This is a genomic window from Collinsella tanakaei (assembly GCF_030373545.1).
Lineage (GTDB): Bacteria > Actinomycetota > Coriobacteriia > Coriobacteriales > Coriobacteriaceae > Collinsella > Collinsella tanakaei_C.
This window is the reverse complement of record NZ_JAUDCO010000014.1, coordinates 1-15,278: the sequence shown is the minus strand read 5'-3', so window position 1 is coordinate 15,278 and position 15,278 is coordinate 1. Positions and strand designations below refer to the sequence as shown.

Annotated in this window: 12 protein-coding genes; 6 read left to right on the top strand and 6 right to left on the bottom strand. The window is 60.0% G+C overall.

Translation table 11 applies throughout. The features are described from left to right. The first annotated feature begins 83 nt into the window (after positions 1-83). From QUW00_RS08970 to QUW00_RS08955, 4 genes are all read left to right on the top strand, one after another. Positions 84-1,835 carry a site-specific DNA-methyltransferase gene (locus QUW00_RS08970; RefSeq protein WP_289614039.1) on the top strand — a complete coding sequence of 584 codons (1,752 nt, stop codon included), beginning with the start codon at positions 84-86 and terminating at the stop codon, positions 1,833-1,835. Between the two features lie 2 nt (positions 1,836-1,837). Beyond that, entirely contained in the window at positions 1,838-4,444 is a 2,607-nt protein-coding gene (locus QUW00_RS08965) for a DEAD/DEAH box helicase (RefSeq protein ID WP_289614038.1), read from the top strand. Between the two features lie 65 nt (positions 4,445-4,509). Then, positions 4,510-6,204, top strand: a complete 1,695-nt coding sequence (locus tag QUW00_RS08960; protein ID WP_289614051.1) for an ATP-dependent nuclease — start codon at positions 4,510-4,512, stop codon at positions 6,202-6,204. Beyond that, complete coding sequence (locus QUW00_RS08955) at positions 6,188-7,243, top strand: UvrD-helicase domain-containing protein (RefSeq protein WP_289614037.1); 1,056 nt, start codon at positions 6,188-6,190, stop codon at positions 7,241-7,243. The genes QUW00_RS08960 and QUW00_RS08955 overlap by 17 nt, the downstream gene beginning before the upstream one ends. 365 nt (positions 7,244-7,608) lie before the next feature. Here the strand turns inward: QUW00_RS08955 and QUW00_RS08950 are convergent, their stop codons facing one another. The 4 genes from QUW00_RS08950 to QUW00_RS08935 all read right to left on the bottom strand — a co-directional run bounded on the left by QUW00_RS08950 (position 7,609) and on the right by QUW00_RS08935 (position 11,105). Further along, the gene (locus QUW00_RS08950) at positions 7,609-8,193 is read right to left on the bottom strand and encodes a hypothetical protein (RefSeq protein ID WP_289614036.1); all 585 of its coding nucleotides are present in this window, start codon (positions 8,191-8,193) and stop codon (positions 7,609-7,611) included. A gap of 215 nt (positions 8,194-8,408) precedes the next feature. Continuing rightward, positions 8,409-9,362, bottom strand: a complete 954-nt coding sequence (locus QUW00_RS08945) for a DUF4268 domain-containing protein (protein ID WP_289614035.1) — start codon at positions 9,360-9,362, stop codon at positions 8,409-8,411. Between the two features lie 215 nt (positions 9,363-9,577). Beyond that, positions 9,578-10,534 (bottom strand): hypothetical protein, encoded by a 957-nt coding sequence (locus QUW00_RS08940; RefSeq protein WP_289614034.1) that lies wholly within the window; start codon positions 10,532-10,534, stop codon positions 9,578-9,580. A gap of 172 nt (positions 10,535-10,706) precedes the next feature. After that, positions 10,707-11,105, bottom strand: coding sequence for a DUF3592 domain-containing protein (locus tag QUW00_RS08935; protein WP_289614033.1), 399 nt, complete (start codon positions 11,103-11,105; stop codon positions 10,707-10,709). Positions 11,106-11,409: 304 nt separating this feature from the next. Here QUW00_RS08935 and QUW00_RS08930 point away from each other — a divergent pair, with 304 nt between their 5' ends. Together QUW00_RS08930 and QUW00_RS08925 are read left to right on the top strand one after the other, a co-directional pair. Beyond that, on the top strand, positions 11,410-12,408 hold the full coding sequence (locus QUW00_RS08930) for a hypothetical protein (RefSeq protein ID WP_289614032.1): 999 nt from the start codon (positions 11,410-11,412) through the stop codon (positions 12,406-12,408). Positions 12,409-12,648: 240 nt separating this feature from the next. Then, positions 12,649-13,482: an HAD-IIB family hydrolase gene (locus tag QUW00_RS08925; RefSeq protein WP_289614031.1), complete on the top strand. Its 834-nt coding sequence runs from the start codon at positions 12,649-12,651 to the stop codon at positions 13,480-13,482. A 148-nt stretch (positions 13,483-13,630) separates the two neighbouring features. Here QUW00_RS08925 and QUW00_RS08920 read toward each other — a convergent pair whose 3' ends face one another. Both QUW00_RS08920 and QUW00_RS08915 read right to left on the bottom strand, forming a co-directional pair. Next, the gene (locus QUW00_RS08920) at positions 13,631-14,068 is read right to left on the bottom strand and encodes a hypothetical protein (protein WP_289614030.1); all 438 of its coding nucleotides are present in this window, start codon (positions 14,066-14,068) and stop codon (positions 13,631-13,633) included. 211 nt (positions 14,069-14,279) lie between these two features. After that, on the bottom strand, positions 14,280-15,098 hold the full coding sequence (locus QUW00_RS08915; RefSeq protein WP_289614029.1) for an ADP-ribosylglycohydrolase family protein: 819 nt from the start codon (positions 15,096-15,098) through the stop codon (positions 14,280-14,282). Positions 15,099-15,278: the final 180 nt, after the last annotated feature.

The window sequence follows — 15,278 nt, the reverse complement described above, 5'->3', positions numbered from 1 at the left end:
CCTCAACTTGTCCGGTCCCTGTGGGATAATAATTGCATTGTGTTGTTAACCGTCACGGCTTGTACCGGATTGGATGTGCGTCAATGCCGACTCTCAACTGGATGGGCAAGGAGAAGGTGGTCAACCACCACCGCGACGTCCCGTATCGCGTGCTCGAGCGCGTGCCCGAGAAGGGCGTGCTCGACAGCCACGGCTCGGACTGCGGGAACATGGTCATCCACGGCGATAACCTCGAGGCGCTGAAGGCGCTGCTGCCCGAGTACGAGGGAAAGGTCGACTGCGTCTACATCGATCCGCCGTACAACACCGGCAACGAGGGCTGGGTGTACAACGACAACGTCAACGACCCCCGCATCAGGAAGTGGCTCGGCCAGGTCGTGGGCAAGGAGGGCGAGGACTTCTCTCGTCACGACAAGTGGCTGTGCATGATGTACCCGAGGCTCCAGCTGCTAAGGAAGCTGCTTTCCCCGACGGGCGCCATCTTCATCAGCATCGACGACAATGAACTGTTCAACTTGAAGCTCATCTGCGATGAGATCTTCAGTCCCTCGTGCTTCGTTGCGGACATCTCCTGGCAGAGAACATACTCGATGCGCAATGACGTGAAGGGTATTGCCGCTGAAGTTGAGCATATGCTTGTCTACGGCGCCAGGCCGCAGTGGCAGCCTAATAAGCTTCCTCGGACTGAGGAAATGAACGCTCGCTTCTCGAATTCCGACAATGATCCGCGAGGAGACTGGCGTAGCATCGTTGCAAGCGCGCCGGGCGCCACTACGCATCAGGGTATGGTGTATGCAATACAAAATCCGGTAACGGGAAAGATGTGCTATCCGCCACGCGGGAGATGTTGGAGCCTTGGCCAACCTCAGATGCTTGCTGCCATGAACGAATGGTGTCCTTACAAGCTTGAGGAGATTGCCGATAAAGGGGAACGCGCCGAAGTGTGCAATGTATCTCCGGATGAGGTAAAGAATGATGTTTCAGCAATAATTCTTGACGTCCCTCTCGACGAGGCAAAAGAACGGGCTCTGAGCATCTATGAGAACAGCGTTCTTCCCGAGTTCTTCTTTTCCAGTAAGGGGAAGGGCGTTCTCTATCGAAAGGCTTACGTTGATGCCGTAGCGGGTCGTCCAGTTACGAACTTCTGGTCACATGAAGAGACTGGCCACACTGGTGAGGCATCGCGACTACTTAAGAAAATTTTCGATGGTAAAGTCGTGTTTGACACCCCCAAGCCACCTCGACTAATCGAGCGCATTCTTCATATTGCGACTGAGACTGATTCGCTGGTATTAGACTCCTTTGCCGGCTCCGGTACAACGGCGGAAGCGGTTCTTCGAAAGAACGCCGAAGACGGCGGACAGCGCAGATTCATCCTGATCGAGCTGAGCGAATACGCAGATACAACTACTGCCGAGCGCGTGCGTCGCGTCATACGCGGCTACGGCGAGGGAAGCAAGGCCGTCGGGGGCACCGACTCCGGCTTCTCCTACTACGAGCTCGGACCCGCGCTCTTCCGCAGCGACGGGACTCTGAGCCCGGACGTCACGCGCGCGGACCTCGCCCGCTACGTCTGGGCGACCGAGACCCGCGCGCCCTACGAGGATCTCACCGAAGAGCATCCCTACCTCCTCGGCGAGCACGCGCAGGCGGTTTACTACCTCGCCTGGGAGCCCGGCGAGGAGACCGCGCTCACCTACGACCTGCTGCGCGGCCTCCCGCGTAAGGGCTCGCCGACCGTGATCTGCGCGGACCGCTGCGCCATTGCGCCCGAGCGCCTTGACGAGATGGGGGTCGTCTTCAAGCGCGTGCCCGACCAGATAGCGAGGATCTAGCCATGGAGCTGAAGCAGTACCAGAGAGAAGTCCTCAAGGAGGTCGGCCGCTTCGCGAGGACGTACGCGATGACCAGGGACGCGGCGACGGCCTACGGCGTGTTCATGAACGCCGTCGGGCTCACGCCCGGTCAGGGCGGCGTCGAGCGCTACCGCGACGACCTCGGCGGCGCGCCGAAGGTTTGCGTCAAGGTGCCCACGGGCGGCGGGAAGACATTCATTGGCACATGCGCTATCGATGTGCTCTCGGACGCGTTGCCCTCACACGACGAAGTCGTTGTGTGGCTCGTGCCGAGGCGAGAAATTCTTGTGCAGACGCTTCGCAACTTTAGGAATCCCGAGCACTTCCTGCGCACGCGCCTTGATCGAGACTTCGCGGGACGCGTGGAGGTGCTCGACAAGGAGGACGGACTTAGGGGTCGTGCGTTCAGCGCCGCGACCGTGGGTGATCAGCTCACACTGTTCGTGCTTTCTTACGACTCATTCAAGAACAAAGATGGTCGCCGCGCCTACGCGGAGAACTCATCGCTTGCTGGGCTCACTACTTACCAGCGCGACACCGGTACGGCAGTTGACGTGGAAGGCGCAGACGATACGGCCCTCATCTCTGCCCTTGCCGGTACGAACCCGATTGTCATTGTGGACGAGAGCCACCACGCGAAAAGTAAGCTCTCGCTCGACATGCTGCGCAACCTCAACCCGCGCTTCGTGCTGGAGCTCACGGCGACTCCTGGCAAAGGCGCAAATGTGATTGCGCAGGCGACGGCGCGTCAGCTCAAGCGCGAGGAGATGGTGAAGCTTCCCGTGGTGGTGTATCGTCGTCCTGATAAGCGGACGACCATCGCCGACGCCGTCACGCTCCAGCACAGGCTCGAGGTCATCGCCGAGCAGGACGAAAAGAGGACCGGACGATACATCCGCCCCATCGTTCTTTTCCAGGCAGAGCGACGCGGAACTGAGGGCGCTGAGACCTACCAGAAGCTCAAAGAGAAGCTTATCGAGGGCGGCATTCCTGCCGAGCAGATAGCTGTGCGAACGGGCGACGTGGACGAGATCGGCGGTGCTGACCTCATGGCTCGCGAGTGCCCGATACGTTTCATCATCACTGTGGAGGCTCTCGCCGAGGGTTGGGATTGTCCCTTTGCCTACGCGCTTGCCACCGTGGCCAACAAGAGCTCGCAGGTGAGCGTCGAGCAAATCGTGGGTCGCGTGTTGAGGCAGCCTTACGCGGCGCGAGCCGACGCCCGTAGCCTCAACATCGCCTACGTGCTCACGGCTTCGGCGGACTTCGATGCGACACTCGAGCAGGTTGTTCGCGGCCTCAACGGGGTGGGCTTCTCGCAGGAGGATGTGGAGACCGCCGGGATGGCGCCCGCAGTACCCGCAAAGCAAGATCAGATTGATTTCCCGGATGTTCCGGAGAGCGACAGCGAGGACGGCGAGGGCAACGAGCTCGATCTCGACGGGCTCGACCTAAGCGTGCCCGATAATTCCGGCTCCGAGCCCACAACCGTGGACGACATCATCAACACCTCCAGCAACATCGAGGAGCGCTTCGAGGACGAAACCGACTCGGGTGATCCGGCTTCTCTGCTCGGTGGTCTAGGAGGGGGAATGAACGTGTACCGTATGCGCGAGGCGGTTGCCGACTCGGCGAGGGAGCTGTGCATTCCGCAGTTTATGGTTCGCGTGGACGGTGGCCTGTTCACCGATGCTGAGATCTGGAAGCCGCTCGATCGTGAGGACCTGCTCACTGACTTCAAGCTGTCCAAGTACGGTATCGACGGCGTTAAGATCAATCCCGACACCTTCTCTGAGGCACGTGAGGTTGATCTTGCCTCCGACTCCGACGAGTACCGCATCCGCTGGCTCGAGAACGACGTCAGGAAGAACATGGCGATGCTCTTCGCCAACATGACTGACGAGAGCAAGCGCGAGAGCTTGAAGGCGCTCGTCCTCCAGGCTATGTCGTCGCAGTTCAAGAACACCTTCGGGAGCACCCAACTCACGGGTTATATCTCTCGTGTGGTAGACGACATGGAGTCGCCTGTCGTGAACGCGTGCCTCCATAGCGTGGGTGGCGTCGCACGCGCCGTTACTAGCGCGGTGCGCGGGCTCGCTGACGACTTCTGCGAGGATCGCTTCGGCAAGCTTCTCTCGCGCGGCGACGTGCGGCTCGAGCCGGAGTACCGGTTCCCGGAATCCTTCGTCCAGGCAAGTCCCATGACCAGCTACGACAAAGGTCTCTACGAGGCCGAGGACGGACGTGTTGACGGCCTGGAACGCAAGATGGTGGATCTGCTCGCGAACAATAGACGCATCACGTGGTGGCACCGCGTGGTGGAGCGAAAGCCCGAGGAGTTCAGCATCAACGGGTTCATCAACCACTATCCGGACTTTCTCGCGCTGCGCGACGATGACGTGCTCATGGCAATCGAGACTAAGGGCGAGCACCTGGGCGAGGACGCCAGGCGCAAGCTGAGGCTTGGCACACGATGGGCTGATAGGGCAGGTAACGGATTCCGGTATTTCATGGTGTTCGAGCACGAAGCGCCGGACGCGGACAACGCGTTCACGCTGGCGGAGTTCGGCAGCGAGATTTTGGGGTAGGTGCGGGATCGCATAAACTGCAGGATCATCCCAACGTATATTTGCGATAGATTGGGTAGGTGGATATGGGAAGCGGGCGAAACGGCTTTGATGTCGACCGCGTTGTCATCGCGGGGTTTAAGCGCATTGGGGCTCCGCTGCTCGTTGATTTTGAGCGTGACCTCAACATTCTGGTCGGCGATAACGGTGCTGGTAAGAGCACCATACTCGAAGCCGTTCACCTCGCACTTACTGGCCTATATCGCGGCGAGCCAATCAGGAGGGCTCTCTCACAAGCGCTGTTCAATATCAATGCGGTCAACAGCTTCATTGAAAGAGCGGGTAGCAGAGATTTATCAGATCTGCCCAAGATAACAGTCGAGGTATTTCTAACTGGGGAAAATCTTAGTGAGACCAATGAGCTGTCAGGTGGCAACAACTCAACGAGCAGGAAAGCGTGTGGGTTCACTTTCTCCGTTGAGTTTGATGAAAAGTTTCGAGTTGAGCTCGAGGGCCTTCCTGACGGATGTCTCAAGAGCCTCCCCATCGAGTATTACGATGTGCGTTGGCTGACATTCGCGGGGGCCTTGATCACTCCAAGATCGATTCCCGTCCGCTCCGTAATGATCAATCCTACCGGGGAATGGCGTGGTGGTTGGGCTGATGAGCGCGCAGCGCGTACCCTTCTGGATGGATTGGATGAAGAGCACAGGATGGCTCTCGCCCAGAGCGCCCGTGCCTCGTTCGATACTTGGAACGCGGCGGAATCCCTTCGCGCTGCAAGCGCCTTCCTCCCCACGCTCAACTTCGATGACATGGGTGGCATCGACCTTGTGGCGGATTTCGGAACTTCGGAATCATGGAAGAAGAACCTCGTAGTTCGACTTGAGAGCGTTCCCTATAGTCACATCGGTGCGGGCTCCCAGAGCATGATTCAGGCGGGAATTGCGCTTGACAAGAGGCGTCCGGAAAAGACTACTATGCTGCTTTTCGAGGAGCCCGAGAATCACCTCTCGCATACCAATCTCAACCAGCTTGTTCACCTCATTTCCAGGGGTGCCGACGGTCGCAAGATTGTGATGACTACTCATTCGAGCTATGTGGCCAACATCCTTGGTCTCGAGAACATTCAGATTGTCGGGTCTTCGGAAGAGGGCTCGATGTGCGCACCGCTAAGCGGGCTTGATGGGCCAACGCTAAACTTCTTCAAGCGACTGCCCGGATATGATACCCTTCGCCTCGTTCTCGCCAAGTCGGCCATTCTCGTGGAGGGACCTTCCGACGAGCTTGTTGTCCAACTCGCATATCGGAAAACCCACGAGAACAGGCTCCCCATAGAGGATGGAATCGACGTTATTGCCGTCGGCAGTGGCTTCTTGCGCTTTCTCGAGCTCGCCTCCGCGATACAGAGACGGATCCTCGTTCTAACAGACAACGACGGGAACCCCGAGAGGCTTAGGAAAAAGTACCAGGCATATTATGGCTGTCCTAATGTCAACGTCAGCTTTGACGATGCGGTCTATCCACCCAATGACCCCAACGATGTTGACCACGAGAAGAAACTCAACTGGAATACCCTAGAAGCCGAGATATTGCGAGCAAATGGTCTAGATGCGATTAACTCCATTCTGGGCAAGGGCTATCCAGACGAAGCCAGCCTTCTCAAGTATATGGAGGGCAACAAGACGGAGGTTGCGCTCGCACTGTTCGAAGCATATGAATCCGTGAATGTTCCCGATTATATTACGAAGGGGCTGGGGTGGATTGACGGCAAGCTCTAATCCCTCGAAAAGGATCTATGTTGCCGGAGCAGGAACCGGCAAGACGAGCATGTTGCGCGAAATCGCCCTCGAGCGCTGCATCGATCGGAGGGTGCTATACCTGACATATACGGATGCGAATGCGGCGGAGTTCCGCGAGGCAATCGTCAGGCGAGTTGGGCACATGCCCGTCAACATTACAGTTATGACCTGGTTTTCCTTCCTGCTGATTCATGGGGTAAGGCCTTTTCCAGCCAGAGGGTTTAACCATCGCATTGATCGCATGCTGTTCAACGACCAGGATCCTCGCAATGCTCGGGGGGTCCAGCGAGGAGACGAGCGATACTACTGTCCACATCCTGGCGTCGCCTATAGGACAAGGCTTGCCGACCTTGCTTTTTTGTGCAACGAGCAGTGGGGTGGTGAAGTTGTCCAGAGGGTGTGCAACATCTTTGGAGCCATTCTTGTAGACGAGGCTCAGGACTTCGCGGGATACGACTATGATTTGCTCCATGCTCTGATGAAGCAGTCGAAGGAAATGGTAATCGTTGGCGATCCGAGACAACAGACGTATCGTACTGGTGCTAAGGCTAAGAACAAGGCCAACCCTGACATTTTCGACTTCTTTGTGAGGAATACGCAGTATACGGTCGATAGCACGACGCTCTCTGTTACCCACAGATGCTCCGACACCATAATCTCTCTCGCCAATCGCCTGTATGACGACTACCCTCCCGTCGCTCCAAGTGGGGACCGCGCTCGAGACCCTCGTGGGCGAGTCACCACCGTCAGCATATCGGAACTTAAAGGATGGGCTCTGTCGAGAAAGGCTCGGACTGTCGCCTTGGTCTGGGACAGCCGAACAACCGTGCCTTTGGGTTTTCCCGTAATGACCATGGGGGAATCGAAAGGTCTAACTCTCGAAGACGTAGTGATATTCCCTACTGGCGAGATGAAAAAATGGATAGAGAACAAGCCATCTAAGCTCAAAGGTCAAACCAAGGCAAAGTTTTACGTCGCCATGACGCGTGCCAGGGGCGACCTTTATTTCGTTGTCTAGTCCATCCTGTTACGTTGACCGGCTCTTTTCCGGATCGTATGCAAGTTGGATGAAGCTGCGATCCGCGAGGCTCGCAAAAACTCGGCCGAACCAAACATTCGATTTTCCAGGGCCCAGCACGAGTGGCATGCGGTTATGGACCGGGGAGGCGCTTGCGCTGGAGGCGGCAGCGGTAGAGAAGAGGCTGTCGGATTGTGTGCCGTCAAGATTCTTGCGCACCTCCGACATCTCCTAAGGCCCGTCACATGTTGAGCGATGCGGAGCTCGAGTAGGTGCTCAGAATGTGTAGCAGCCATACGTCCTGAGCGCGGCTTCGATCTGTCGAGAATAGTCGGCACGCGAGGGACCCGCTGGTCTTCCGATGCCTACCCTTCGACGCTCCAGTCTGGTTTATATCGACGCCATGCTTTCAGCGGCGTATTCATGCCGAAATCAAAAGCATCGTAGAGGACTATCCAGTCCGCGTAGTGCTCCGACAGCCACCAGTTTCGAACCTTCTCGTTTACCGCGCCAAAGAACTTCTCCATCATGACCCGAGGGGACAGAAGCTTCTCCGCGGGATCGAACTTCATTCCGATGAGGCTGTATTTGTCCGAGCCCTCTTCTAAATCAAGCTTCCTGCAGACCGTATCGAAGAACGCATCATTGAAGAAAACGCCGATTTCATGAGGATTATCTTTCTTTTCTATAGGGAAGTCGTCTGCACACACTCTTTTGAACCATCTCGTTACCCTATTGCTATTCGGATCGTCGAAGACCATGAGACGGTCACATTCCCAGCATTGCCAGATATCCAGGCTTCTGGTTTCCGGAGAAGAATCGAGCTCAAAAAACGCAAGATCATCCATATGATTTTGCAGCTCTTCCCATGGATAGAAGGTGCACTGCGGGTTGTTTTCGTCGCATCCATTCCACAGGATGTTCCCGCACGGGCATGCAAGTCTGGCCATTTGTTATCTCCTTTCCGGGTCCAAGTGCCTATTCCTTCTCCTGGTTTTCGATTGAATTAGAAGTGCCTGCGGGTATCGGTCATTCAAGAGCGATAACTTCATTTGTCGCAGGAAGCGGTGTCGCTGCGATTTCAGATTCGAGCGCCTGCATTACGTATTTGTGTCCCTAAATGAGCCTCTCAACGGGTGCGTATTTTGCCTAACTGCGCGGTTCCTTATTCACCTGAATCCGCTTCAAACTCCTTTTCCAACCGGACCATTTCGGCTTGAAGCACCGCAATCTTCTCAATCTGCCAGTCAATGTATCCGGGCCATTTTTCACGAGCGTTTTTGACGTCGTGTCTGTCGATATAAAAACGGATGCCTTTGTTCTTTGCCCTGTAGGGCGTGCCGGCAATGTTTAGGGCCTGCTCCAGCTCATTTTGGCGGGAAAGAACGAATTCGCCAAAATCGGCATCGTGGACGCAGCATTCTACGCCGATCCTCTTAAGCCTTGTGTTGATTAAGAGGACCAAATGGTATCTCTTCGAGTCCGCGTACAGCTCAAAGTAGTGTTTCGCTCGCGGATTCTGCGGCTTAAAGGTCTTCGAAAACACTTCATTCTTTGCAGTACGGTCAATGCACATTTGCCAAAATTCGAGCGAGATGCGGTCCGTCTCCGAAAGGCCTGCCTTAGACTTCTCCGCTCGTGCCCACTCGTTGGGCGACTCAACAACGTTAAAACGGGGCGCCATGGCGGAGTCACCGATGCGCCACACCTCAATCTCCACCAAGAAGAATGCGCAGTCGCTGTCCGTGTGCTCATTCAGCCACTCGATTGCCCGGCGATGCTCGTCGCGCGCGTGCGCAACAACCCAAATGACCACGCCGGCATCTTTACCTGACGCATAGGTGATGATTTTCCCCAAGTGGTCGTGGTTGGTGTCCTCAAGCTGATTCTCAATGACCACCTTGCGTTCCGCGCCGACCTCTTGGGCAAAGATGTCCACCGCAAACGACCCGACGGAGCTTTCCTGTTCGATGAGCTCAAGTTCGATGGAGCAGGCATCGCCCAGCAAAGAGAGGTTCTCTTCCTCCGCAAGCCACTTCGTGAAGTTCAGCGCCTCGTGCGGCCAGACGTCGCGCACGTTGACTTTCTCGATCTTTCCAAGTTTGGGCTGAGTCACCATGGTTCTTGCTTTCTATGCGGCTCGGGTATGGGCTGGCACAACTGTAGCATTGGTTTTAGCAAGGACGAGCGACACACTGGAGTCCTATGCACGTGGATGGGGGAACAAGTTAGAGAGAGGGTGTCGCTTTATGAAGCAGCCTGATAAGCATGTGCACGGCATCAAAGACGAGCGGGCGTCCACCTCGCTTTAGACGCCTGCGTCGCCCGACGCCACTACCATCTACCCCAGCCGGCGACCCATCCGACAACCTCCGCTGCCACGGCGTCCGCGCCCCGTTTCCATGCCACCCTGACGGGGATGACATGCTCGCGCTCGCAAAACCGATGGGACACCGGATCCCGCACGATGACGTACCGCTCGCGGCCATCCTCGGCAAAGGCGCGGCTCTCCGCCGGGTTGCCGTCCTCCTCGTCCACATAGCATCCCACGCCGACGACATGCCCGCACGCCGCATAAACCGCGTAGTCCACCCGTTCGTCACTTCCGTAATTGACGATATTCGTGCCGAATTCATGCGCGATTTCGATGACATCACCCACGGCAAGCGGTAGCGTCTCGATCTCCAGCCGATACGTTCCATCCGGCGCGCCGAGGATGCGCCCGCCGTCCGTGTCGGCATCTTCGCCATACGAAGGGCAGTACGTAAAGCCCTCGCACGTCTCGTCAACCAGAACAAGCGGATACGGCTCGCCGTTCACCAGTACTCGCACGGATCCCGCCGGCGTTACGAGCTCGTACGCCATATCGCCAAGCACCACGCGCGCCTCCATATACTTGCGCAGGCGCTCCACGTCGCGTGGGCGCACCTCGTCAAGACGCGCAAGTTGGGAGTTATGTCGTAGGTCGGCGATCTTCACGGCGCGCGCCACGGGGTTGTCCCGCAGCTGTCGTACGTAGTCCAGATAGGGGAGTGCCGGGTTGTGCGTAAGCAGGGTCAGCGCTTCCACGACGCGTTCGCACATCCCGATGCCCCGCAGGTCGTCGGGCGTTTTGCCACAGTCCTCCATGACGTCGTGCAACAGCGCGACGCACGTTTCGTCCTCGCCGCGCATCTGCTCCGCCAGATGGATGGGATGCAAGGCATAGGGCAGGCCCGTCTTGTCGAGCTGCCCCTCGTGACAAGCTAGGCAATAGCGCAGCGCGCGCTTGGTCGCGGGCGTGTACAGCATGGGACGCCTCCCTGTCGCTCGCAGCGTGTCCGGAATCCCATTATCGCGCAGGCGGCGGCAGGCGGGACGGCCGAGGCAGCACTATCGCCGCCGTTCGCTCTGCGGGACGTGGCAGGACAGCTGACCAATATGTCAGCCAAAGCCGCTGCAAGCACCAGCTCGCACGCTCACCCTACACATTCATCAACCCGCTGTTCCCCACCAAGATCGCCTTCGATGGATCCTCGGGCAGATACGCCACGGGCACGGTGCAACCCACGTGCGAGGGGATCTTGCCGTGCTTGCGCTGGCCGATGGGAATGGGGCCGAGCTTAATCGCCTCGCTGGTCAGCTTGACGGTCTCACGGCGCTCGTATGCCACGCCGCCGACCTCGTAGCGGACGTACACGGTGGTCGGGCGGTCCACGCTGCCCGGGCGCACGCGGACGATGGTGCCCACCGTCTGGCCGGTGTAGGTGCGTTCCTTGTGCGCGCGGACGCGCTTGGCGACCAGCAGCACGATGGCGGTCGTGCCGCCGCCGAGCAGTGCAATCAGCCCGAAGATCAACAGAATCATGGCCCCGTCGCTCACGGTGCGCTCCTCAAGACGGATCGTTCGATGCTGGCATTGTAGCGCGTGTGGACCGTCTGGTATCGATGCGAGCTTCGTGCCGTGTGCGTGCGGGCCGGCCACGCCGAGCCACTCAATCCGGCCGCGGGCGAGTGTGTCTGGGCTCTCTGCTGCCTTAATCGCTTCGTCGTCTCCAACTCTCACCCACTCGTTGAGCATAGCGCACTCCCACCGCACGCCCATCGCGCACCCGTGCTAAACTACTCGGCCGATTTTTCCGACCCCCATGCCAGCCTACGCTGTGCTCAGACGAAAGGAATCCCCTGTGGGCAACTTCGAGATCTACCGCCGTACCCTGCGGTTCTCCGTCGTGCGGCTCCTGCGTACCATCCTGTGCGTCGCCATCCTGGTCGCACTTCCCCTGATCGCGTTCTTCGCGACCGGCATCGCCGGCATCGACGAGACGATCCAGCTTGCCGCAACCGGTATCGCCTTCATCGTCGGCCTCATCATCTTCTACCTCATCGCGCATTTCGGAGGCTACCTGCTTACGGCCGGCCAGATCGCCATGATCACCCAAGGCGTCGCCCGCGGCACCCTGCCCGAGGACGTCTACGGCGAGGGCAAGCGCGCCGTCAAGCGCCGCTTCGCCACGGCGAGCATCTACTACGGCTTGCTGTCCATCACGCGTGCCATCACCAACGAGATCTCCTCCGGCATGAACGCGATCGCCCGTTCCGTCGACGGCGACAACGAGGGCGGCGCTGCCTCCATCGTGGCCGGCATCATCTCGGCGATCGTCGGCGTGGTGCTCGAGTACCTCAACTACTGCAGCCTGGGCTGGGTGTTCCTCCACGAGAACCAGTCGGCGTTCAAGAGCACCTGCGACGGCGCCGTCATCTACTTCCAGAACTGGAAGGTCCTCATGAAGAACTCCGCCAAGGTGATCGCGATCACGCTCGTGTCGCTCGCCATCATCGGCGGCGCGTTCTTCGGCGCGGCGTACCTGATCTTCGGCTCCATCGAGCCGCTCACGGCGATCCTTGCCGACATCGACGCGACCGCTACGTTTGAGGACGGCACCGCCGTTCCCGCAGGCACCTCGCTGCTCGTGCTGTGCGGCATCGTTGCTCTCGTGCTGTGGGGCGGCCTGCACGGCGCCTTCGTGAAGCCGTTCATCCTCGTGTCCGTCATGCGCCGCTACATCGAGGCCGGCCGCGCGAGCACGCCGCAGGTCGACGCGTACGGCAAGCTTGCCGGCATGTCCAAGGGCTTCAAGAAGGCCCTCGACCGCGTCGAGCAGGAGACCGCTCCCGCCGCGTAAGGCACGCGTGTCCGGGTTCGCGGCTGTCCCGCGGTCTCAGCCCTCAAGGTCCTGGTCGTCCGTTCACGGCATACAACGTCCCGCAGGTGCGCACCTTCGCGCGCCTGCGGGACGTTTTTTCATGGCGGTCTGCTGCCCCGCTCCTCCGTTGAGCGGATGCCGGTGCACGCTGCGCCCGGAGGGCTACAATGAGTTTCATCCGTATCGTCCCGCCCAGGCCATCCGAAAGGAAGCTGCACCATGCCCGCCCCATCCGCGTCCCGCATCAAGCTCATCATGACCGACATCGACGGCACCGTGATGCCCAAGGGCGCCCCTTCGGTGTCCGCGCGCACGGTGGCGGCGTTTCATGCGGCGCTCGATGCGGGGATGATCGTGGGCCCCGCGAGCGGGCGCGGGCGCGTGCAGATCGCGCCGTTCTTCCGCGGCGACGAGGCGTGCTGCGCCACGGCGATCGCCACCAACGGCCTTGAGGTCTACTGCGCCGGCGAGAAGATCTGCGAGCAGCGGCTGCCTGTCGATTGCCTGCGCGAGGCCTATGACGTCGTGAGCGAGGCGCCGGGCGCGGGCATGCTCGTGTTCGACGGGGCCACGCCCTACCTTGTCGCTGGCGACCGCGAGGTGCTGGCGAACATCTCGGTGCCCTATGCCCAGGCCGCCCTTGCGGCGGACGGTCTGCCCGACACGCCGGTGCTCAAGGCGAATATCTTTGTGGACGAGGACCGCGCCGGCACCGAGGCGTTTGTCGATATGCTCAACGAGCAGGTCGACGGCCTTGATTTCGACGTTCCCATGCCGGGCTTTACCAACATCATGCCCGCGGGCTGGAACAAGGGCAGCGCCCTGCGCGTGCTCTGCAAGCACCTGGGCGTGTCGACCGACGAGGTCGTGGTGTTCGGAGACGCGGGCAACGACTTGGCGATGTTCGAGGTCGCGGGGCATCCCGTCGCGGTGGGCAACGCCTCGCCGGACGCGACGGAGGCGGCGCGCTGGCACATCGGCCGCTGTGAGGACGATGCGGTGGCCGCGGCCATCGAGGCGCTGGCGGCGGGGGAGTGGCCGTTTACGGCGTAGCGCGACGGGCGCAAGGCGGCACCACGCGGGCGGGTTTGCATACGGCGGCGGATGGAAGCCGCGGCGGATAGGCTCGCGGCTGCGGGCTGGCGATCGGTTGGAAATCGATTGCGCGCGACGGCGGATAGCGGTTTCGGCCGGCGGCCTGCTACTCCTTGAGCGGGGCGAGGCCGACGGCGTAGAGCACGCCGAGGCCGACGATCAGCAGCGGTGCCATCGAGGCGCTGTAGACCACGATGACGGTGGGCAAGGCGAGCCCCTCGTCGACGCCGAGCGAGATGACCGGCACGACCGCCGCGACAAACAGGGCGAGCGCGAGCGTGGCCGGGATGAAGCAGCCCGACTTGATGGTACTCGTCACATGCGTCTTCTTCAGGTAGACGAACAGCAGGCCGCCTACCGCGCCGATGGCGTAGAGCAGCAGGGGAGCGGCGAGCACGATGCCCACGGTGCCGGGGACGGTCGCGAGCGCGGCGGCGCGGGTTGCCTCCGTGTCGCCCGTGTTGTACCAGGCAAGAAACGCGCAGCAGACCGCCGCGATGATGACCCACACGGCAAAGTTCGCAAGGAAGGTGGACTTCTTCATATCGCTCCCTCGACAGTTCGTGTCCCGACGAATTGATGTCGAGCCATTATATCGGCAGCGGTGTTCGCCATACCATGGTCCCCATGCCATACCTTATGGGTCATTTGGGGACGTGTTCCTCCCAACCCATCGCCATGAGTTGGAACCAGTTCATTTGGGGCCTGTTCGGCCTGGGCCATGTGGCGGCTGCGGGGTCGTTCTGGTTGTTCGCTCAGAATAGGCAGCGGTCGATGATGTCGCGGCCGCGGAGGGCATCGAGCCAGGGTTTGGGGATGCCCGCCTCGTCGTAGACGATGCCCGCCAGGCCTCCTGCCACCGCGGCGACGGTATCGGTGTCCTCGCCCAGGTTTACGGCGGCAAGCACGCAGGCGGCGTAGTCCGTCGTGGTGGCGAGACACCACAGGGCCGCCTCGAGGGTGTCGACCACATACCCGCTCGAGTGGATCTCGTCGCGGGGGAGATCGGCGATGCCGTGCAGGCGGGTAAACGGCACTGCGGTGTCCTCGATGCGGGCGATCGCATCGGCGACCGATATGCCGGCGGCAAGATCGCGCGCCAGGTGCACATAGGTCACGCACGCCCGGCACGACGTGGAATGCGCATGCGTTATGGCCGATACCTGCGCGATCTCGTCATCGGTGGCGTCAGAGAAGGCGAGCGGCAGGATACGCATGAGCGAGCCGTTGCCGTTGTCGTGCGTGCCGGTGGCACCCGTACCCGTGCGCAGGGCGGTTGCCGTGGTGCCGCCGATGTCGAACATACGGTGGTCGACGGCGTATTCGCCTCGCTCCATCCAGGCGACAAAGCGCCGGCGCATGTCATCGACATCCACCGCGCCTCCGGTTGCGCGCAGACTGTCGCAGGTGGCGAGCGTCATGGACGTATCGTCCGAAAACGTGCCCGCTGGCTGCCCATGAAAACCGCCGCCGACCATATCCTCGACGGCCTGATACGTGCCGCGTGCACGGAACTCATACGGCACGCCGAGCGCGTCACCGACCGCCAGCCCCACGATTGCATCCTTCAGCATGCACGCTCCTTCCGACAAGATGGTGCCAGGTACAATCTTGTCGCCCATGATAGGGAAGAGCTTCCATTACTCGGTAAACCCACCGTTGACATATGGGTCATTTGGGGACGTGTTCCTCCCAACCCATGCGGCCGCCCAGGCGGCCGCATGGGTTGGGAGGAACACCAGGGGCTTATTAAC